At 47.3% G+C, this 21,059-nt stretch carries 21 protein-coding genes and 1 tRNA gene; 16 read left to right on the top strand and 6 right to left on the bottom strand.

From position 1 onward, the window contains the following. Positions 1-206: 206 nt before the first annotated feature. The gene (locus Q0620_RS01775) at positions 207-920 is read left to right on the top strand and encodes a DUF4230 domain-containing protein (protein ID WP_298782966.1); all 714 of its coding nucleotides are present in this window, start codon (positions 207-209) and stop codon (positions 918-920) included. After that, the gene (locus Q0620_RS01780; RefSeq protein WP_298782967.1) at positions 921-1,391 is read left to right on the top strand and encodes a hypothetical protein; all 471 of its coding nucleotides are present in this window, start codon (positions 921-923) and stop codon (positions 1,389-1,391) included. Positions 1,392-1,417: 26 nt separating this feature from the next. Here the strand turns inward: Q0620_RS01780 and Q0620_RS01785 are convergent, their stop codons facing one another. Together Q0620_RS01785 and Q0620_RS01790 are read right to left on the bottom strand one after the other, a co-directional pair. Then, positions 1,418-1,630, bottom strand: coding sequence for a hypothetical protein (locus tag Q0620_RS01785; protein ID WP_298782968.1), 213 nt, complete (start codon positions 1,628-1,630; stop codon positions 1,418-1,420). Then, positions 1,609-1,905, bottom strand: coding sequence for a hypothetical protein (locus Q0620_RS01790; RefSeq protein WP_298782969.1), 297 nt, complete (start codon positions 1,903-1,905; stop codon positions 1,609-1,611). Before Q0620_RS01790 ends, Q0620_RS01785 begins: the two co-directional genes overlap by 22 nt. Positions 1,906-2,698: 793 nt before the next feature. Here Q0620_RS01790 and Q0620_RS01795 point away from each other — a divergent pair. Next, positions 2,699-3,922, top strand: coding sequence for an ankyrin repeat domain-containing protein (locus tag Q0620_RS01795; protein ID WP_298782970.1), 1,224 nt, complete (start codon positions 2,699-2,701; stop codon positions 3,920-3,922). Positions 3,923-4,235: 313 nt separating this feature from the next. After that, positions 4,236-4,310, top strand: a tRNA-Glu gene (locus Q0620_RS01800). Between the two features lie 179 nt (positions 4,311-4,489). Here the strand turns inward: Q0620_RS01800 and Q0620_RS01805 are convergent. Further along, positions 4,490-4,915 (bottom strand): hypothetical protein, encoded by a 426-nt coding sequence (locus tag Q0620_RS01805; protein WP_298782971.1) that lies wholly within the window; start codon positions 4,913-4,915, stop codon positions 4,490-4,492. 39 nt (positions 4,916-4,954) lie between these two features. Beyond that, positions 4,955-5,944, bottom strand: a complete 990-nt coding sequence (bioB, locus tag Q0620_RS01810) for a biotin synthase BioB (protein ID WP_298782972.1) — start codon at positions 5,942-5,944, stop codon at positions 4,955-4,957. Positions 5,945-6,180: 236 nt separating this feature from the next. Here bioB and mnmG point away from each other — a divergent pair, with 236 nt between their 5' ends. The 12 genes from mnmG to argS all read left to right on the top strand — a co-directional run bounded on the left by mnmG (position 6,181) and on the right by argS (position 19,733). After that, on the top strand, positions 6,181-8,055 hold the full coding sequence (gene mnmG / locus Q0620_RS01815; protein WP_298782973.1) for a tRNA uridine-5-carboxymethylaminomethyl(34) synthesis enzyme MnmG: 1,875 nt from the start codon (positions 6,181-6,183) through the stop codon (positions 8,053-8,055). A gap of 316 nt (positions 8,056-8,371) precedes the next feature. Next, the gene (locus tag Q0620_RS01820) at positions 8,372-9,925 is read left to right on the top strand and encodes an ATP-binding cassette domain-containing protein (protein WP_298782974.1); all 1,554 of its coding nucleotides are present in this window, start codon (positions 8,372-8,374) and stop codon (positions 9,923-9,925) included. Positions 9,926-10,166: 241 nt separating this feature from the next. Next, a complete protein-coding gene (locus Q0620_RS01825; protein ID WP_298782975.1) occupies positions 10,167-10,487 on the top strand; it encodes a c-type cytochrome in 321 nt (106 codons plus the stop codon). A 101-nt stretch (positions 10,488-10,588) separates the two neighbouring features. Beyond that, a complete protein-coding gene (locus Q0620_RS01830) occupies positions 10,589-11,440 on the top strand; it encodes a riboflavin synthase (protein ID WP_298782976.1) in 852 nt (283 codons plus the stop codon). Between the two features lie 10 nt (positions 11,441-11,450). Continuing rightward, positions 11,451-12,179 carry a polyphenol oxidase family protein gene (locus Q0620_RS01835; protein WP_298782977.1) on the top strand — a complete coding sequence of 243 codons (729 nt, stop codon included), beginning with the start codon at positions 11,451-11,453 and terminating at the stop codon, positions 12,177-12,179. A 279-nt stretch (positions 12,180-12,458) separates the two neighbouring features. Next, complete coding sequence (rpsB, locus tag Q0620_RS01840; RefSeq protein WP_297944605.1) at positions 12,459-13,256, top strand: 30S ribosomal protein S2; 798 nt, start codon at positions 12,459-12,461, stop codon at positions 13,254-13,256. Continuing rightward, positions 13,256-14,320, top strand: coding sequence for a translation elongation factor Ts (gene tsf / locus Q0620_RS01845; RefSeq protein WP_298782978.1), 1,065 nt, complete (start codon positions 13,256-13,258; stop codon positions 14,318-14,320). The genes rpsB and tsf overlap by 1 nt, the downstream gene beginning before the upstream one ends. A 2-nt stretch (positions 14,321-14,322) precedes the next feature. Next, positions 14,323-14,964 carry an ABC transporter ATP-binding protein gene (locus Q0620_RS01850; RefSeq protein ID WP_298782979.1) on the top strand — a complete coding sequence of 214 codons (642 nt, stop codon included), beginning with the start codon at positions 14,323-14,325 and terminating at the stop codon, positions 14,962-14,964. 57 nt (positions 14,965-15,021) lie between these two features. Beyond that, complete coding sequence (locus tag Q0620_RS01855) at positions 15,022-17,094, top strand: hypothetical protein (RefSeq protein ID WP_298782980.1); 2,073 nt, start codon at positions 15,022-15,024, stop codon at positions 17,092-17,094. Continuing rightward, a complete protein-coding gene (gmk, locus tag Q0620_RS01860) occupies positions 17,094-17,708 on the top strand; it encodes a guanylate kinase (RefSeq protein WP_298782981.1) in 615 nt (204 codons plus the stop codon). The genes Q0620_RS01855 and gmk overlap by 1 nt, the downstream gene beginning before the upstream one ends. 10 nt (positions 17,709-17,718) lie before the next feature. Next, positions 17,719-17,931, top strand: coding sequence for a twin-arginine translocase TatA/TatE family subunit (locus Q0620_RS01865; protein WP_295151567.1), 213 nt, complete (start codon positions 17,719-17,721; stop codon positions 17,929-17,931). 5 nt (positions 17,932-17,936) lie between these two features. Next, on the top strand, positions 17,937-19,733 hold the full coding sequence (argS, locus tag Q0620_RS01870) for an arginine--tRNA ligase (RefSeq protein ID WP_298782982.1): 1,797 nt from the start codon (positions 17,937-17,939) through the stop codon (positions 19,731-19,733). A 159-nt stretch (positions 19,734-19,892) separates the two neighbouring features. Here argS and Q0620_RS01875 read toward each other — a convergent pair whose 3' ends face one another. Then, positions 19,893-20,825, bottom strand: a complete 933-nt coding sequence (locus Q0620_RS01875; protein WP_298782983.1) for a DNA topoisomerase — start codon at positions 20,823-20,825, stop codon at positions 19,893-19,895. Positions 20,826-20,886: 61 nt separating this feature from the next. Then, on the bottom strand, positions 20,887-21,054 hold the full coding sequence (locus tag Q0620_RS10810) for a toprim domain-containing protein (protein WP_366125017.1): 168 nt from the start codon (positions 21,052-21,054) through the stop codon (positions 20,887-20,889). Positions 21,055-21,059: the final 5 nt, after the last annotated feature.

Below are 21,059 nucleotides of genomic sequence, written 5' to 3' on the forward strand. Positions count from 1 at the left end.
GAGGCGCTCCCCTTCCCGCCCCAAAACCCCACCTATCCCCCGACGACGCTTTATAAGGGGCGAGCTACGCTCGCGTTAAATTTTATAATCGTGCCGCACGCTTTGATTTTTAAAATTTCTTGTCGCAAAAATCGTAAAATTTCAATTGCACTACAAATCGGCGCTGTATTTTGCTAAAATACCGATAAAATTTTAAAGGATGAAATTTGGAAAATTTTGCTTTTCTTCTAAATTTAGTGATATTTTGCATCTTGGTTTTTATGTTTTTTAAGATGCGCAAAAGCGGCGAGCAGGCTGGCAAGCCGCAGATCGCCACCGACATCACGCGGCTTAAAAGTATCGGCGAGCTGAGCGTTTTTAAAATTTACTCCAAAGAGATCGTCACGCGCAAGCAAAACGTAGGCAGCGGGCTGCTGGGCTCGCTCGTCTCGCCGCTGATGACGAAAAAGCAGATCGCCATCATCTTCGAGTTTGAGATCGAATTCGTTTACGACCTGCTAAGTCCCGACTTTGCGATACTGCCGCAGGGAGAGGATCGCTACGAGATCAAGATGCCGCCGTGCAAATACAAATACTCGATCAAAGATATGAAAATTTACGACGAGAAAAACGCCAAGCTGCTGCCATTTTTGCTGCCCGATTCGCTAAACGGGCTATTCGGCGCGAGCTTTGACGAGAGTGATAAAAACCTCCTCATCGACGACGCCAAGGACGAGGTCAAGCAGCTCTCGCTAAAAATCATCAACGATCTTGGCGGCAAGATCCACAAATCCGCGACCGACACGCTGGAGGCGATCGCCAAGAGCTTCGGCGCGAAGGAGGTCGGATTTATCTTCCAGGACAAGGCGCTTCAAACGATCGACATAAACTCAAACGAGATCGCAATCGATAAATCGCTAAAATCGCAGATCGAGAAGTAGATGGAGCTTTTTAAGGCGCTTTTTAAAATTTACTTCGCCCGCATGCTCGCGTTTATGGATGCCTGCGCGAGGGCTTGGCAGAGGTTTTATGAGCCGATCAGGCTGCGCAAAGAGAAAAAGCGCCTGCGCGCGAAAGGCTATTTTACCGAGGATGCGACGTGGGCGGAGTTTTTCGCGGATTTTAAATTTTGCAAATGCTTCATCATCAAAAAAATCCTCTATCCGAACTTCTACGCGATCAAAAACTCCTCCAAATGGGAGGCGGGCTCAAAGCGGGCTAGCTTTACGGTAGGCTCGTTTGCATACGACGAGATCGCGTGGGTGTGGGTGCCGCGAGCCTTCGATGGCGGGCGGAAAAACGATCTAGCGAAGCTAAAAGATCTACTGCAAAAAATCCCCGCGCTGCGCTACGAGCAGAGCGATACGGGGATTAAAATTTTCGGCTACGAGTGCGGCGAAGGGGCCTTATAATCGCATAAAGCGGCATCTGACTGATTTCATCTTTGCCCGATCTTGTCGAGGATCGCGCCGATGCGGCTTGTAGTTTGTGCTGCATAGATAATCAAGCGGGCAGGTTTTGGAGGTCGTGTCTTTGACGAAACAGCGCGAGCAGCGTGAAATTTTATCTTTGCAAACGCCCCGGCGCGGTCTAAATTTAAACTCTGCGCGGTATAAACGCGGGCAAATTTTATCTCTGCGTCTGGCTCCATAGGCCCTTTGCTTCGGCGGGGTTTTTTATATTAAGCCACGCAAGAAGCAGCACTACGGACGCCAATGGATTTAAGATTAAATTTAGCAGTTCCATGCAATTTATGACGCCCATCGTTATAGCGGCGGGGGCCGGTATTTTAAACATCATGCCGTAGATGATATCTGCGGCGACATCAACGATTAGCAGCGCGGCGTATACGGTAAAAAGTTTGCATCCGGTGGCGGCGCGCAACTTAAAATTTATAATTATCCAAGCGACCGTAATCGCAAACATCAAATACGGCACGTATACTTGCAGCCTACTGCAATCGCATCTTCTGAGTATATAAATGGCTGAAAAATATAACAGCGCCGCAAGCGCAATGCTGTAAGCGTATTTGAAGATTATAAAAACCTGCGGGCCCGTGATATTTTGGATGTTTTTAAGCGCGTGATAAAGGAATGTGAAAGCAAAAATCTACACTAAGATTTGAGAATCCAAGTACGCGATTTCGCCTTTTTAGAATACGCTATGCTCGCGACCAGTAGGCAGAGCGCGCCGAGCGTGCCTTGCAGCTTCGCTCTTTGAAAATCTTCATTCATTTTATACCTTTAAATTTTAATGTGCGGTTCGCTGCTTGCACTGCGCAGATGAGCGGCTGGCGCTGCTTTGATTATCGCCTCGCGGGCTTTAAATTTAGCTCCGTTACGAACGCTTCATGCTTGGCGTACTGCGAGGGCTATGTCCGGCGCGCCGCGACGATTAGCCTAGCACCGCCGCGATGTTTTATGTCCATCGCCGCTATGGAGACTTTAATCTGGTATCGCCGTTATGATGCTTGAATTTGCCGCCGCCACTCGCGCAATACATTTTTGAAATGGGATTTTATGCAAATTCTGTTTAAAATGGATTTAACTTTTTAAATTTAAAAGCAGCGGAGCAGCTTAAAATTTATAACTATCCAAGTGCCATTAATATAAGCATAAAAACGCTTATTTTTGATTTTTAAATTTGAGCTGTTTTTAGTAAATTTTGCTTACAAATTTTGTATAATTTTTAAAATTTTATCTCGAAAAGAGGAGCGAGTATGAGATTTATCATTATATTGTTTTTGGTGGTCGGCGGCTGTTTTGGAGGCAATATAACCGACTTTCAAAGCTTGGAAAAATTTATCAAAGACGGGCAAGCGAAAGGATATTTTCCTAAAAAGATTTTAGTGACGCAAGGATTTGATACCACCGTATTAGAAGACGTGAGTTTAAATTTTAGCAAAACCATATATTGGGATATAAATTCTCGCTGCAACCAAAACGCAGACGAAATCATTATAGCCGAAAGCGATACGAGGCACTCTATAGTTTGCCCCGGAAATAACAACGTCTATATTTTGACTGGCGGCAGAAGCGATGTGGAAGACCCATGGGGAAACGATATCTTCGTAATGGGCGAGAACGATGATAAAATTTCAAAAAGCTGGGGTACAAATATATTTATATTCGGCAAAAGGTGGGGGCATGATAAGATAGGAATTGGCGATTCTAGGATAAATCCTGCGTCAAACCCTGAATACAAAAACGAATTTCCTTACGAGTTTAGTCACTTTTTCATCTTTGATAGCGGGATTAAAAAGGATGATTTAGTTTTTAACTTTAACAAGATAATAAATTTAAAAACAAACGACTCTATAGAACTTACAGATTTTAACGGCATAAATTTGATTTTTAAAGACGAGCCGGGTAAATACTACGGCACAAATTCATTAAAGGAGATTTACGACAAAAACTTTTTCGTTACGCCTAAGATTGAAGAGAGTTTGAGTATAGATGAGATACAAACGTTGCTTCACAAAACGGCATATTCAGACAACGCCGAAGATGCTAAAAAATACTGCGAAATGGGCGGCGATCCGAATTTTAAAGGTCATGAAAATACCACTCCCATCGAAATGGCGGTAATGTTAGGTAGCGAAAATTCGCTTCGCGCGATGCTAGAGTGCGCAAAAAGACTGACTGATAGCGCAATGATGATGAGCGTATTTGGAAGCCAACACGACGATGAGAAGAGTTTTAGGCTCGTAAAGCTTTTAGAAAAATACGGCGGAAATTTTAAAGCAAAGGATAGGGATGGCTGCTCCATGGTAAATTATGCGGCAAGTTCTCATAGTCTAGAAATCGTAAAATATCTAGTAGAAAGAGGCGCCGATCCAAAAGCTAGATGTTCTCATAACCAAAGCGTAACTCCATCGGATTGGGCAAGGAAAAACGAGGATAAAAGAGTATATGAGTATCTAAAAAGCCTAGAAGCCAAATAAAAGGTATGCTAAATGGCTTCTTATCACCTGCTTTAAATCAGCGCGATAAAATTATTAGCGTTTTTGATGCTGATAGCAAGGCGAAGCAAGCTTTTATGATATCGATTTGGCTTATGGCTGCAACGACGGAACTTATTTATGTGCCATCTAGAATGGGTGGCATATCGGACTCTCTAGAGCACCAAGATTTACGGCTATGCCAAAAAGCTTTAAGTTTTCGGCGAAAATTTTATTTTGCGTTATTTTTGCCGAAAATATATAATTTAATCCAAAATTTATATACACTTCGCTATCATCTCATTTTTAATTTCGCGGCCCACTCGTCTAGTGGTTAGGACGCTGGCCTCTCACGCCGGTAACAGGAGTTCAAATCTCCTGTGGGTCACCATTTCGTTGCTTAAAATCAATTAAAATTTTCTAGAATTCGGTTGCCTGCCCTTGAAATTTAAGACCTCATTTGATTTTGGAGTATTTTGATTAAAAATTCATCATATTTTTACCGAGGCTAATTGCTCTAGAATTAAAGTCGCGCGAATTAGAATTTAGATCAAATTGTAAAATTCACGGCTAAATCCTACCGCTACTTATATTTTCAAGATTACGCAGCCTGTTCCAGTTCTGCTCGTTTTGTAAATTTCGCATATTTTGTCGCTGCTGCATCTGCTCCAGCTGCTGCTGTGCTTGCTGCTGCATTAGGCTTTGCTGCGTGGCGATGTACTGCTGCTGCGCTCTTTGCTGAGCTTGCGCGCTATTCGCCCTAAATGAATTAAGCGCGTCTTGCGATACCGCTTGCTTTTGCGCCGCTCGCGCGACTTCGGCGTCGATTTTTTGCTGCTTCGCGCAGCGGTTTGACTGCTCCTTATTTAGCGAGCTTGCGACGTCGCATCCGCTCGCGTCCGCCAAGAATGAAGCCTCCTCGTCGCCCTGCGAGAGCAGCGAGCAACCGCCAAGCAAGACGACCAAAATAAGGGAAGGGAAAAATTTTAGCTTCATAGCCGCCTCTTAAATTTTATCTTTAATTCCCGACCGTCGCTAGTCTGCGCCCTTTGCGAGGTCGAACCCGCACTGCGCCACAAGCGCCTTATCGCTTGCGATGCTATCGCCGGTGGTGGTTAGGAAATTGCCCGTAAGCGCCGAGTTGATGCCGCATCCAAGCGCCGTGCGCACGTGCTCGCCCAAATTTCGCCTGCCGCCTGCAAAGCGCAGATACGCGCGCGGCAAGATGAAGCGGTAGATCGCGATCGATTTTAAAATTTCATCGTGCGCCAGCGGCGCGGCGTTTTGCAGCGGAGTGCCTTTGATCGGGGTTAGGATATTGATCGGCACGGAGCTAACACCCAGCTCTCGCAGTTGTAGCGCCATATCGATGCGATCCTCCATGCCCTCGCCCAGCCCGAAAATCCCGCCGCTACATACGTCAAGCCCCACGGCGCGACAATTCTCGATAGTTTGGATGCGGTCGTCGTAGCTGTGCGTCGTGCAGATCTGCGGATAAAATTTGCGCGAAGTCTCGAGATTGTGATGATAGGTCTGCACGCCGCTTGCTTTAAGCAGCGCCAGCGCGGGCTTTGAGGCGATCCCTAGCGAGGCGCACAGATGCAGCCGCGTCTTACTTCGCAGCCGCTCATAGATCGCGCAGTATGTCCCTAGATCGGAGCTTTTTTGAGAAATTCCGCGCCCGCTGGCAACGAGCGAGAAGCGGTGCGTCTGCTCGGCTTCGTTCGCAAGCGCGGCGCTTAGCACCTGCTGCTCGCCCAAAATCCCGTAAATCTCGCAGCCCGTGTTAAAATGCGCCGACTGCGCGCAGTATTTGCAGTCCTCGCTACAGCGCCCCGATTTTACGTTTATGATCGTGCAAAGATTAAATTTGTCGCCGCAAAACTCGCGCCTGATCTCATCCGCCGCCGCAAAAAGCGCGCCTAAATCCTCGCATTGTGCCAGCTCTAACGCCTGCTGCTTTGCAATCTCGCAGCCGCCTATCACGCGATCTTTCAGCTCGGAAATATAAAATTTGTCTATCAATACTTAGCCTTTTTGAAAAAAATGCGTAATTATACAACGCTAAATTTAAAGCAAAGCTCGCACGCGAAATTTGGCGCAGGAATTTTGTGCTAAAAATTTTACGCGGAATTTCACGCCCCCCACGCCGATTTTGCGCCGCGATTTTTCGGACGGCTCGTCTGTGGTATCTGCGTGCGATTTATCGTTTTGAAATTTTATTTTGGCTAAAATTGCGGCTTTAAATTTAAAGGCAAAAAATGAAATACGACGTTATCGTTGTGGGCGGCGGGCATGCGGGCATAGAGGCGAGCTTAGCCGCCGCAAAAATGGGCGCAAAGACGCTGCTAATTACGATCTTGGCCGAGCAGATCGGCGCTGCGAGCTGTAACCCCGCAATAGGCGGCCTTGCGAAGGGACATCTGGTAAAGGAGATCGACGCGCTGGGCGGTCAGATGGGGCTTGCGGCGGATGCGTGCGGGCTGCAGTTTAGAATTTTAAACGAGAGCAAAGGTCCAGCCGTGCGAGGCTCACGCGCTCAGATCGATATGGATGAATACCGCATCTATATGCGAAATTTGCTGCTAAACACGCAGGGGCTGGACGTAAGTCAAGAGATCGCGAGCGAAATTTTAACCTGCGAGCAGGATGGTGTCCCGCGCATTTGCGGCGTAAAGAGCCATCTTGGCAACGTTTATGAGACCGAGCATCTGATAATCACCGCCGGCACCTTTTTAAACGGGCTAATTCACGTGGGCGAGAACAAGCTGCAAGCGGGGCGCGTGGGCGAGCTAGCGAGCATCGAGCTAGCCGAATCGCTGCGAAGTCTGGGACTGCAAATGGGGCGGCTAAAGACCGGCACCTGCCCGAGGATCGATGCTAAGACGATCGATTTTAGCGTGCTTGAGCGTCAAGAGGGCGATGCAGATCCGCGCCCTTTTAGCTTTCGCAGCAAAAATTTTGCGCCGAAGCAGCTTGCTTGCTTCATCGCTTATACGAACGAGCGCACGCATGAGATCATCCGCGAAAATTTTGCCCGCGCGCCGATGTTTACGGGGCAGATTTCAAGCACCGGCCCGCGCTACTGCCCGAGCATCGAGACTAAAATTTATGAATTTCCAAATCGCGACCGCCACCACGTCTTCGTCGAGCCGCAGACGCGCGAGGCTACGGAGTATTACGTAAATGGGCTTTCTACGAGCCTTCCTTACGACGTGCAGGTCGCGTTTTTGCGCACGATCAGAGGCTTTGAAAATGCAAAAATCGTCCGCCCGGGCTATGCGATCGAGTACGATTTTATCGATCCTACCGAGCTTAAACACAGTCTCGAGACCAAAAAGATCCGCGGGCTGTTTTTGGCAGGTCAAATCAACGGCACCACTGGCTACGAGGAGGCTGCGGCGCAGGGGCTGATGGCGGGCATCAACGCTGTGCTTGATTTGCACGGGCGGCAGCCTCTGATTTTGCGTAGGGATGAGGCGTATATCGGCGTTTTGATCGACGATCTGGTTACTAAGGGCACGAACGAGCCCTACCGAATGTTTACTTCGCGCGCGGAATTTCGCCTGCTGCTGCGCGAGGGCAACGCCGTGCTGCGCCTAAGCGAATACGGCCGCGAGATCGGGCTTTTAGACGAGGCGAGCTACGAGAGGGCGCGTAAGCTTAAGCTCGATGTGGAAAGCGGAATGGAATTTTTGCTAAAAACGCAGATTACCCCTTCGAAACAGACGCTTGGCCTGCTGCAAAGCATCGGCGCAGAGCCCATTTCGCAAAGTTGTAGCTTGCAAAAAATTGTAGCCAAAAGCGGCTTTTCAAAGGCGGGCCTGCTTGCTCTGGCGCCGCATTTTGAGGGCTTTAGCGATGAGGTTTTGGATGAAATTTTAACGCAGTGCAAGTATCATTTTTACATCGCGATGCAGCGCGCCGAGGTCGAGAGAATGAAGGGGCTGCTTGGCGTCGCGATCCCGCCGCAGATCGATTTTAGCAAGATCGGAGGGCTTAGCAACGAGATCGTGCAGAAGCTAAATCGCTTTGCGCCGCCGACGCTTTTTGCCGCGAGCGAGATCAGCGGCGTAACGCCCGCCGCAATCGATATTTTACACATCTACATCAAACAAAATTTTGGACTAAAATAAGCTGCGGCTTGGCGCGAGAAAGTAAAATTTAACGCGCTTGCGGTAAATTTTGCTTTTACGCGCCGCTTTGTATGGAGCGCGTTATATAAACGACAGCTCGCATGCTAGTTAAGCAGTGTGTGATCGAAATGAAATTTATATAAATTCGCGATGAAATTTCGCGTATGTTTACTGCGCAATCCCGCGCAAATTTGCGGTGGAATTTTGCGCAACCCCGATAAAATTCCGCTAGAGAAATGAGAACGGATTTAAAATTTAACCGTTTTTTCAAGCGAATTTTGCCACAATTGCGCTCAAATTTCGTTGGGGCAAAATGATGAAAAAATATACCAAACAAATCCTCGCGATGCTCGCGCTAAATGCGATCTACAGCGGCTCTGGGATCTTGATTTTAAGCTTTATCAATAAATATCTACTTGACGGCGCCGAAAGAGGCGGCAGGATCATCGCGCTATTTCTGCTGCTCTTGGCGCTATTTCTGCTGCTTTCGGTGCTAAGTCGCATCATGCTTTGCAAGATGGAAAACGACTTCGTATTCGATCTGCGCACCAAGATCATCAAGCAGATCATCGATACGAAGTTCGAGCGCATCGAGGCTGCGTCGAAGGCGAACCTGCTTGCGTCCCTTTCTAGCGATATTTCGCGCCTGACCGAGGGCTTTATGCGCATCTCCGAGCTCATCCAAGGCGCGATGATCGTGCTATTTTGCGGTATCTACGTGCTATACATCGCGCCTATGATGTTTGCGTTTTTATTCGTCTGGATCGGTGCGCTGATGATTTTTAACCGTTTTTTGATGAAAAAGGTCATGCAAAATTACGATCTGTACCGCCAAAACGAGGACGTTTTGTATAAAAACTACGCCGCGGCGATCGAGGGGCACAAGGAGCTGTCGCTAAGCCTAGCCAAAGCAAAGAGCCTATACGAAAACGACTTTTTGCCCAACGCGCAAAATTTACGCCAAAGCTCGCTGCGAGCCGAGGTTTACGGCGCGTTTGCGAGTAATTTTATGAACGTGATGATGCTAGGCGCGGTGGGATTCGTACTTTATTTCGGGCTCAGCGGTGGCAAAGCGGAGCTTGCAAACGCCGTAACGATCGCGCTTACGGTGCTTTTTTTGCGCGCGCCTTTGATGATGCTCATATTCTCGCTTCCTAGCGTGCTGCGCGCAAAGATCGCCTACGCAAAGATCAAAGAGTTAAATTTAGACCCGTTCGTGCAGGGCTTCGAGCTTGCGCAAATGCAGCCGTGGCGCAGATTGGAGCTTAAAGACGTGGGCTTTTCATATCCGGGCGGGAAATTCGGCATAAAAGGGGTAAACTTGCAGCTAAATGCGGGCGAGACGGTGTTTTTGATCGGCGAAAACGGCAGCGGAAAATCGACGCTTTTTATGATCTTAGCGGGTCTTTATACGCCGCAAGCGGGCGAAATTTTAGCCGACGGCGCGGCCCTTAAACCCTCTGATCTGCGCGCCTACAGCAACAACATAAGCGCGGTTTTCAGTGATTTTTATCTCTTCGACTATGCTACGGGCGATGCGGACATAGCGCGCGAGTGGCTAGCGCTTACGCACCTGCAGGATAAGGTTGAGCTAAAGGGGGCTAAATTTAGCACCACGAGCCTATCTAGCGGGCAGCGCAAGCGCCTAGCGCTCGTAAGCGTGCTGATGGACGGGCGAAAATTTTTGATGCTCGATGAGTTTGCGGCCGATCTCGATCCGCAGTTTCGCGCGGAGTTTTACGAGCGAATTTTGCCCGAGCTGAAATCGCGCGGATACACGATCTTTGCGATCTCGCACGATGATAAATACTTCGGCGCCGCAGATAAAATTTATAAGATGCGAGGCGGCGAAATTTCGCGGATCAAATAAAATTCCACCGCCGCGAATCTTGTCGTCTAAAACGCAGCGCCTCGCAGCTCGCGTAATGTTTTAAGCTGCGCTTGCCGATCCTGCTTTAAATTTGATCAATGCCCTTTAAATTCCGTCGCGCGCGGCTTGCGGAAAATGTTTTTTGCGTTCACGCTCGCGAGAAATTAACCCAAATTTTTAAACGTAAATTTAAGAATTTCAACTATAATGCGCGCTACAACTTAATCGTAAAGGATGAAAAATGAGAAAAGTTTTAATCGCATGCGCTGCGTTGGCGGCGTTTAGTTCGGCAGCGTTTGCCGTAGACGGCGCTACATTGTATAAAAAATGCGTGGCCTGTCATGGAGCTAACGCCGAGAAGCCTTATCTTGGCGGCAAAGTACCTGCGCTAAACACCCTAAGCAAGGAAGATATCATCGCTAGCCTAAAAGGTTACAAAGACGGCACCTTGGGCGACGGCAAGGGAAAATTTGGCATGATGGGCGTTATGAAGGGTCAAGCAGCTTCGCTCAACGACGAATCGATCGAAGCGCTAGCCGATTTCATCGTCTCTAAAAAATAATTTCAAACTTCATTCGGCGGGCTTCGCGCTCGCCGAGCTTCGCTTAACCTTAAATTTTAAAATTCTACGCTAATATCACGTAAAAATTTCAAAGGCTCATAATGTTTAACGGACTGATCAGGGAGATCGCGCAGGTTGCGAGCTTTAGCGGCGATTTGCTGCGACTGCGCGCGAGATACCGCCCCGCGCTCGGCGATAGCGTCGCGGTAAACGGCGCGTGCCTGAGCGTGACGCGGCTTTTTGCAGACGGATTTGCGATACAGCTTTCGAGCGAAACGGCGCGCGTCATCGCCATGCAAAACCTGCGCGGCTCTGTGCATATCGAGCCAGCGATGCGGATTGGAGATCGCATAGACGGGCATTTGATCCAAGGACACGTCGATGCCGTGGGCGAAATTTATAAAATTTCAAAGCTTGCAAGCGGCGTCGATTTTTTTATCCGTGCGCCGCTGCACATAGCGCCACTGCTAGCGCCGAAAGGCTCGGTAGCGATCGACGGCGTGAGTTTAACGATAAACGAAGTGCTTGAGGGCGGCGACATGCACGGGCGAAATTTTAACAGCCAAGGTCTTGACGGCGGAAATTTTACTCATAAAGAGCTGCGCGACGCAAATTTTAACGGCTCAGGCTCGCATGGGCTAAATTCTAACGGCTCAAATTCCGTTCGCAATCTGAACTTTTTGGGCGCAAATTTAAAAAGTGAAGCACAAAGCTGCGCCATTCGCCTTACGATCATCCCGCTGACGCTCAAAGATACACTCTTTGGATCCTACAGAATCGGGCGCCGTGTAAATATCGAAACTGATCTGCTCGCGCGATACGTCGCTGCCCAGCTACGTTTTGCCGGCGGACAGCCCGTCCGCGGTACGGATACGGCGCGCGATAATAGCGCCGAGGGCGAAAAAGAGGGGCTTTCATGGGACGCGGTAGATAAAATTTTGAGTCTGTATTAAGCGGCGCGTGATGGCTAAAATCGAAATTTGCAGAGAAAATCTTGAGTTTGTATTGGACGGACGCGGCGTATTGGCGGGCTTTAGCACGCGGCTTGGCGGCGTAAGCGGCGGAGCCTACGCAAGTCTAAATTTAGGAGATCACGTAGGCGACGATCCGCAAAACGTCGCGCAAAACCGCGAAATTTTAGCCGCTGCGCTCGGCATCGCGCCGCAAAATTTAAAATTTATGCGCCAGATCCACTCAAACAAAGTTGAAATTTTACGCGCAGCTATCGATGAAATCCCGCCTTGCGATGGGCTCGTGACCGATCTGCGTGGCGTGGCGCTGTGCGTGCTGGTAGCGGACTGTTCGCCCGTGCTGATCGCGGACGAGCGGCGCGGCGTGGTCGCTGCGGTGCATGCGGGGCGCGCGGGCGTAATGGGGCGGATCTGCACCAATGCGATAAATTTGATGAGCGAGCGCTTCGGCTGCGTCGCTGAGGAGCTGAAGGTATTCGTGGGCGCGAATATCAAGGCGCGAAACTACGAACTCGGCGGGCTTGATCTGGGCGAGTTTGAGCGCTACAAAATGCAGGGGCATTTCAATCTAAACGCCGCACTTCGCGACGAGCTCGCAGCTGTGGGGGTGCGAAACGTTAAATTTGATCCGCGCTGTACTTTTGAGAGCGAGCGGCATTTCTCATACCGTAGAGACGGCGCTACGGGGCGCTTCTGCGGGTTTGTGATGAATAAAATTTAATCTAAAATTCATGCATTTTAATTGTAAATTTGTTTAGATAGAAGGGGTATTTGTCGTGAAATCTTAAGCAAATTTGCATGCGTCAGAATAAAAACAAAACACTATATAAGTTATGTAAAATCGCATAACAATCAAGCTTGTTTTAATAAAATTTTAAATATAATTCTTATTTCATTTCACACGCATCAATCCTTGATTTAGTTGTAAATTTAGAGCAAATTTACGGGCGGATGCGGAGGAATAAACTAAATTTCGGGGCAACCCACAAGGAGAAAACTCATGGTAACAATGAGAGATTTGCTAGAGTGCGGCGTTCATTTTGGACACCAAACACGCAGATGGAATCCGAAGATGAAAAAATTCATTTTCGGCGAGAGAAAAGGTATCTACATCATAGATCTACAAAAAACTATCCGCTACTTTCGCTACACTTATAATATCGTGCGCGACGCGGCTGCCGAGGGCAAGACGATACTTTTCGTAGGCACCAAAAAACAAGCCGGCGCGACGCTAAAAGAGTACGCCGAGAAGTGCGGCATGCCTTATGTGAGCCACAGATGGCTAGGCGGCATGCTGACGAATTTTTCCACTATCAAGCAATCGATCCGCAAGCTCGAAGTAATCGAGACCATGGAAGAGGATGGCTCGATAAATTTACTAACCAAAAAAGAGGCGCTAATGCTTCGCCGCAAAAAAGAGAAGCTTGAGCTTTATCTAGGCGGCATTCGCAATATGAAGGGCTTGCCTGATATGATCTTCGTCATCGACGTTGTAAAAGAAAAGATCGCCGTAGCGGAAGCTAACCGCCTAAAAATGCCGGTTATCGCGCCTTTGGATACAAACTGCGATCCGGACGTAGTCGATTTCCCGATACCTGGCAACGACGATGCGATCCGCTCGGTTCAGCTTTTCTGCCAAGAGATGGCTGAGGCGATCAACGAAGGCAAGGCACTTCGCGATCAAGACGCAAGCGAGGATGTCGAGCAGAGCAAAGCCGTCAGCGACGAGGAGAAAGAGGAAGTCGTAGCCGAGGCGATGAGCGAAGAGGATTTTGACGTAAGCGAGGACGAAGAGTAATGGAAATCAGCGCGCAAATGGTAAAAGAGCTCCGCGAAAGCACCGGAGCGGGGATGATGGACTGCAAGAAGGCTTTAGTTGAAACAGACGGCGATATGGACAAAGCCGTCGATCTACTTCGCGAAAAGGGTCTCGGAAAGGCTGCCAAAAAAGCCGACCGCCTAGCTAGCGAGGGTCTAGTGAGCGTCGAAGTGAGCGCGGATCACAAGATCGCAACCATAAGCGAGATAAATTCCGAAACCGACTTCGTAGCTAAAAATCAAAATTTTATAAATTTAGTAAAAAATACCACCTTGCACATTCAAACTAAAGGAATTAGCAGTGTCGAGGAGCTAAATTCCAGCGTCATTAACGGCGTTAAATTTGATGAGCATCTAAAAAGCCAGATCGCTACGATCGGCGAAAATTTGGTCGTTAGAAGATTTGAGACGATTAAAGTGGGCGCAAACGGCGTGCTAAACGGCTACCTGCACTCAAATGGCCGCGTAGGCGTCATCATCGCCGCAGCTTGCGATAGCGAGCAGACCGCGGAGGGTGCGAAGGAATTTATAAAAAACCTCTGCATGCACGCAGCTGCTATGAAACCGCAGGTCATCAGCTATAAAGAGCTTGATCCCGATTTTATCGAAAAAGAATTTTTAGCTCTTAAAGGCGAGTTTGAGAAGGAAAATGAGGAGTTTGTGCGCTTGGGCAAACCGCTTCATAAGATCCCGCAGTTTGGCTCGCGCGCGCATCTAAGCGATGAAATTTTAGCCAAAGAGATCGAAGTTTTAAAAGATGAGCTTCGCAAGCAAAATAAGCCTGAAAAAATTTGGGATAAAATTTTACCGGGCCAGATCGATCGCTTCATCGCCGACAATACTCAAATCGATCAGCGCCTCACGCTGCTAGGGCAATTTTATGTAATGGACGATAAGAAAACCGTCGAGCAGGTGATTGATGAAGAAGCTAAAAAACTAGGTGGCAAGATCGAGATCGTAAAATACGTCCGCTTCGAAGTGGGCGAGGGTCTAGAGAAAAAGAGCGAAGACTTCGCAGCCGAAGTAGCGGCTCAAATCGGCTAAATATGGAACTTCTAAAGGGCGTAAATCTTACTCACGCGTATGATTATACGCTCTTTGAAAATGTAAGCTTAAGCGCCCAAGAGGGCGAGAGTATCGCCATTTTGGGCGTTAGCGGCTGCGGCAAATCGACTCTGCTTCATATTCTATGCACGCTTTTAAAGCCGAACTCGGGCGAAGTGATCTACGGCGGGCGCAGTATTTACGAGCTAAGCTCCGATGAGAGACTTAAAATTCGCCGTAACGACTTTGGCATAATATTTCAATCCCACTACCTTTTTAAGGGCTTCTCCTCTGGCGAAAATATTGAACTTGCCGCCAAACTTACGAATAATGCGATAGATGATGAAATTTTAAAAAAGCTTCAGATCGAACATACTTTAAAGCAAGGCGTGGGCGAGCTTAGCGGCGGACAGCAGCAGCGCGTGAGCATCGCTCGCATACTTTGCAAAAAGCCGCGCATAATCTTTGCCGACGAGCCTACTGGAAATTTAGACAAGGATACCGCAAACGAGGTCATGGACGTGATCTTTGATTACGTAAAATCCAGCCGTGGCGCACTCGTGCTCGTGACTCACGATGAGAATTTAGCGCAAAAATGCTGCAAAGTTTATCGCCTAAATAACCGAAATTTAGCGCAAATATAAGCAATTAATAACCAAAAATATCTTACAATAGCCCAAATTCTTTCTAAAAGGTCATAAATGAAAATTCTACTTGACAATCACAATGAGCAGGTTGCAAGTGTCGTAAATATTTGCTGCGAGCGCATCGGTGCGGACCTGGTAGCATATAGTGCAGACGAGAGTGAATATGATTTGACGATAAAAAATTATGAAGATGGCGATGATATTTCAAAATTTGATCTTAATAAGACGCTGTTTCTGACGCCTAAAAATGTCTCGGCGCCAGGAGCGCGATACACCCTTACAAAGCCTTTTTCGCCGCTTGAGCTCATTACGTTTATCAGCGAGTTTTCGGTTCAAAATATGAGCGTGCAGGCGAAAGAAAAAATGGCGAAAGAATTTGCCGATGCAAGCTCTGTGATGAAAGAGATCGATGCGATTGACCAGGCAAATTCCGCTTCGGGCAGTAATTTTGAAGAGCTTGTGGATAGCTTTTATGACTCCGGCAAGGATATACCGCTTTCGCAGCTGGCAAGCGACATAGCGCCCGAGATTGCAGATGATGTGCCGCTTTCGCAGTTGGTAGGCGATATGCCGCGCACGGACGAGATCGCAGATGATATTCCGCTCTCGCAGCTTGCAGATGAAGCGGCTATTGCGGACACCATCGCCGATGATACGCCGCTTAACGCCGTCGCAGAAAAGATTGCGGATAATATCGCAGATGATATGCCTCTAAACTTAGCTGCTAGCGATATACCTGAGGATGTGCCGCTAAATAGTATCGGCACAAGCGAATCCGCCGAAAATAATCACACACTCCAGGGCGAAATCCCGCTCGCAAAGGATGACGCTCCGATAGCTCTAGCGGCGCTAGATGATGAAAATCCTAAGAATTCCAAAACGGATAAATCGCAGACAGAAGATGAAATTCCTGCCACACAGGCAAGCGAAACTTTACCACTTGCGCAGCAAGATGAGCCGCAAAGAGCTGGCAGCTCTAATAAAACTATCGTTGAAAAAAGGGCAGACGCTGCGCCTAATCTAGAGGAAGCGAAAGACTCTGTGGACGTTACGCTTAAACAACACGAGACAGATGGCTCATTTGCCTATAAAACAGAGGAAAGAAAATCTGCCTCGCAAGTAGTGCAAGATGCGGCTGGCGCGTCTGTTAACAGTGGATTTGATATGGATTTTTCTAGGCTTTTCGATAGTGCTGGCATGCCCGTGGAGGAGTTTGGCGGATATGATAATTTCGCTGCGGCTGCGTTTGCTTCCGATGAAAAAGAGGATAAAAGATCTGCGCATGATAAAAATAAAGCGGCTACGGATTTTCAAAAAACGCAAATTTCGTCTCAATACGAGGTCGCTTCAGATACGCCGATTGCGCTAGCGGGCGCGGGCGATATACCTCGTGAAAATCTTTATAACGCCGTTCCGTTTCAAAGTATGGAATTGACCGGCGGACTTGCACAGAATACGCCTATGTCTGCTCATAATGAAGCATGGAATTCAATTGGCGCAAATTTCGCAGCTTCTGCAAATTCTAGCAATACCGGGACTACAAATTCCACTCCTGCGCCAAATTTTTCGGAGCTAAACTTGCCGCACATATTAGATGCCTCAGATTTACCGAAGCAAAGCGAGCAAGCCAATAGCGTTGCCGGCGGGTTTGCGGACGGATTTTTGCGCGCTATGGAGGGCGATTTTGCAAACTCGTTTGCCGCAAACTCCGCAGATAGCGAGCAATTTAAATCCGGTAAGCCCGCAAAGAGCGCCGCGCAGCAGATAAAATTTAATGCTTCAAAGCCTTCGGAGCGCACAGAATTTAAAGCGTATAAATTCGGCGCGTCCGAGCAGGCAAATGAGATGAAATTTGGCGCGCAAGCTATGCCGAATGAGCTTGCCGCTTCGGCTGCGGCGGAGTTTGCCAGCCTTATGGCAAGCGAGTTAGAGCCTAGCGCCAAAAGCGAGCCGCTGCGTAACGAGCATAGCAAAAAACCGAGCGCCGAGGAGCTGAAAACCAAGTTACGTGATGATCTGGAAGCGGGCATCGCAAACACGATCGAGAAATTTGCAGGCAGCAAGGACGCTAAAGATGCACTGAAGGACTTTAAGATCAATATAGACATATCGTTTGGAGATAGATAGTGAAAGGCAAAATTTTGCTCGTTTCCGGTCCAAGCGGTAGCGGCAAAAGCACGCTCATAAAGCGTCTTATCGCAGAATTTGGCGAGCAGATATACTTTTCGATCTCCTCTACGACGCGCGAAATGCGTGCGGGCGAAGCGGACGGCGTGAATTACCATTTCATAAACGAGAGCGAGTTTCGCGCAGGCATCGATCGCGGAGAGTTTTTAGAGTGGGCGAACGTGCACGGCAAATTTTACGGTACTTCGCTAAAAGCTGCTACGAGCGAGCTTGAGCGGGGTAAGATCGTGATTTTTGACATCGATGTGCAAGGATATGAGATCGTGCGTAGCAAAGTGCCTAAAAGCGAACTTACTAGTGTGTTTATTACTACGCCGAGCTTGTCGGAGCTTAGAGATAGGTTACGCGCTCGCGGTGATAATGATCCCGCCGATATTGCTTTGCGCCTACAAAATGCGCAAGAGGAGATGGAGCGCCTAGGCGAGTATGATTATTTCATAATAAACGACCGCCTGGAAGCGGCGTATGAAAATTTAAGATCAATCTACAAAACTATCAAACTAGAAACGGCAAGCCGCGACATAGGCAAGCTAATCGAAATTTGGAAAATTTAAAGGAGAAAAAATGGGCGTAAGCGTTCAACAACTGCTAATTATCTTAGCGATCATCGTGTTACTTTTCGGAGCTAAAAAGATCCCTGAGCTCGCAAAGGGCGTGGGCAAGGGCATAAAGACTTTCAAAAAAGAGATGGAAGAGGACGACGAACCGCAAAAGGTCGAGAAAAAGATGGAGCAAGAGGTTAAAGACGCCGAAATCAGCGATACTAAAAAGGCGTAAAGGATTTGAAAAATTTAGTCTTAAACGAAATTTTTAAAATTTTATCTCGCGAAGTCGTTTTAGAAAGACCCAAAGATAAAAGCTTGGCTCATTACGCCTCGCCCGAGGCTTTCGCGCTGGCTAAGGAGCTGCGAAAGGCGCCTAAGCTCATCGCCGAGGAGCTTGCGGCTAAATTTAAAGATAGCGAAATTCTAAGCGCCACGGCGGTAAACGGCTATCTAAATTTTCATCTAAAGCCCGCTGTGTTGGGTGCTCTTGCTGAAAATGCTCTTAGATTGGGCGGTGATTTTGCGAAAAACGACGCGAAACTCGGAGACGGAATTTTACCGGCTTCGGAAAAGCTTTGCGCGAGTGAGCCTGCTTGCAAAGACTCCGCTGCGAATCTGGCTGCGAGCGGTAATGACGTTGCTAAATCACAGAATTCCACCACTAGGCAAAATTTTATTTTGCAGAATTCCGAAGAGGCGTCAAATTCCGTCGTAGCATCAAATTGCGATGAGGCGCGGAATTCCGCCGCTATGCCGCAAAAAATTCTGCTCGAATACATCAGCGCCAATCCTACAGGCCCGCTTCATATCGGGCACGTGCGCGGCGCCGTTTACGGCGATACGTTCGCGCGTATCGGAGGCTATCTGGGGCACCGCGTCGATACCGAGTACTACATCAACGACGCGGGCAATCAGATCGAGCTTTTGGGTACTTCGATCGCGCTTCGTGCGCGCGAGCTTGCGGGCGAGGACGTGAGCTATCCCGAGAAATACTACCGTGGCGAGTATATCGACGAGATCATCCCACTTGCGCGCGCCCAATTCGGCGATGAAATTTTCCGCGACGAATCGCGCGTTTTGATCCTTGCAGAGTTTGCTAAGGACGAAGTGTTAAAGATCATCCAAAAAGATCTCGCAGATGCGGGCATTCACATCCAAAACTGGGCTAGCGAAAAGAGCCTCTACGGCGAGCTTGAGCCTACGATTAAGAAGCTTGAGCGCAGCGGCAAGATGTATGAGCAGGAGGGTAAAATTTGGATCCGTTCATCGCAGCTCGGCGACGAAAAGGATCGCGTCGTCATCCGCGAGGATGCGCGTCCTACCTATCTTGCGGGCGACATCGTCTATCACAACAACAAATTTGAGCGCGGATATGAGCGCTGCATCAACATCTGGGGTGCCGATCATCACGGCTACATCGCGCGCTTAAAGGCCGCCGTGCATTTTCTGGGCTACGACGAAAGCAGGCTCGAGATCATCCTAATGCAGATGGTAAATTTACTCAAAGACGGGCAGACCTACAAGATGAGCAAGCGCGCGGGCAACGCGGTCTTGATGAGCGACGTGCTCGCCGCGATCGGTAGAGACGCGATGCGATTTATCTTTATCAGCAAAAAGGGCGAGACGCCGCTTGAGTTCGACGTGGACGAGCTCGCGCGCGAGGACAGCAGCAATCCGATCTTCTACATCAACTACGCCCACGCGCGGGTCAATCAAATTTTTACCAAAGCGGGCAAGAGCGAGGCGGATGTCCTAGGCGCGGACTTCGGCACGCTGGATGAAGCGGGACTGGGCCTAGCTTTTGCGGCGCTTAGCTTGAATGAAATTTTAAACGACGCCTTTAATTCGCGCGGCTTACAGAAGCTGCCCGATTTCCTAAAGGCGCTCGCGGCGGACTTTCACAAATACTACAACGAAAACCGCGTCGTAGGCAGCGAGAACGAGGATGCGAAGCTCAAGCTGTTCGCGCTCGTAGCGCTTAGTATCCGCACGGCGTTTGCTCTGATGGGCCTAAACGCGAAAGAAAAAATGTAGCCGCATAGGCTACATTCGCGCCGATAGCCTAAATCTCACGAACGAAATTTTATGATTTAAATACAAAGCGAAATTTTACGGCGGGATTTCTGCTGCGAAATTTTATGTTTTACTTCTGGCTTCGCCGCGAAATTTTGCGGCGGAATTTGGGATGAAATTTTATCGCGAAATTTGACTTAAAATTCTATCGCTATGAAATTTTAAAGCTAGTTCTAAATTTATGGCTCCTAAAAATTTAATTTTTGAACCATTTGTTCTAAATTCATAATTATTATTATCAAACTTTACAGTTATTGTATCATATACTGCTGGCTTCATCTGGCTTGCAAGTGTTCTTTTATATATCATTGAATATAGTGCATATTGTTCTTTAGTTAAATATTCTTTTATACTTTCTGGTGTTATATCTGGATATGATGGTCTTATCCCTTCATGTCCATCTTGTGCATTTTTTGATGTTTTAAAATATCTTTCTTCATAATATTCTTCACCAAATTTTGTTATAATCTCTTTTTTTATAATCTTTCTTGCTTCTTCTGAAATTCTAGTTGAGTCTGTTCTCATATATGTTATAAGTCCGGTATTACCCTTTCCTGGTATTTTAACACCTTCATATAATCCTTGAGCTATTTGCATTGTTTTTTTAATATTATAGTTTAAACTTCTTGCTGCTGCTTGTTGTAATGTACTTGTTGTGAATACTGGTGTTGGATTTTTCTTTCTTTCAGATCTTATAACATCTTTAACAATATATTCTTTATTTAATTTTTCTAATATTTCATTTAATTGTTTTTCATTAGAAATCTTAACTTTTTTCCCATCTTTACCAAAAAATTGTGCTGTTACTTTTTGTTTATCTTTTTCAAGTATTACTTCAAGTGTCCAATATTCTTCAGGAACAAAACTTCTTATTTCTCTTTCTTTCTCAACTATAAGTCTTAAAGCAACTGTTTGTACTCTTCCTGCAGAAAGTCCACTTTTAACCTTTTTCCAAAGTATTGGACTTATCTTATATCCAACTATTCTATCTAAAACTCTTCTTGCTTGTTGTGCATCAACAGTATTTAAATTAATTTTCCTTGGTTTTTCCATAGATTTTTTTACTGTTTCTTTTGTTATTTCATTAAAAGTAACTCTACATTCCTTATTTTCATCAATTCCGAAGTATTTTAGATAAATGCCATGCTATAGCTTCTCCTTCTCTATCAGGGTCTGTTGCAAGATATACTTCATCAGAAGATAATGCTTCTTTTTTCAATTCTTTAATTAAGTCACCTTTTCCTCTTACATTAATATATTCTGGTTCAAAATTATTTTCTATATCTA

This window comes from uncultured Campylobacter sp., from assembly GCF_938017615.1.
Taxonomy (GTDB): domain Bacteria; phylum Campylobacterota; class Campylobacteria; order Campylobacterales; family Campylobacteraceae; genus Campylobacter_B.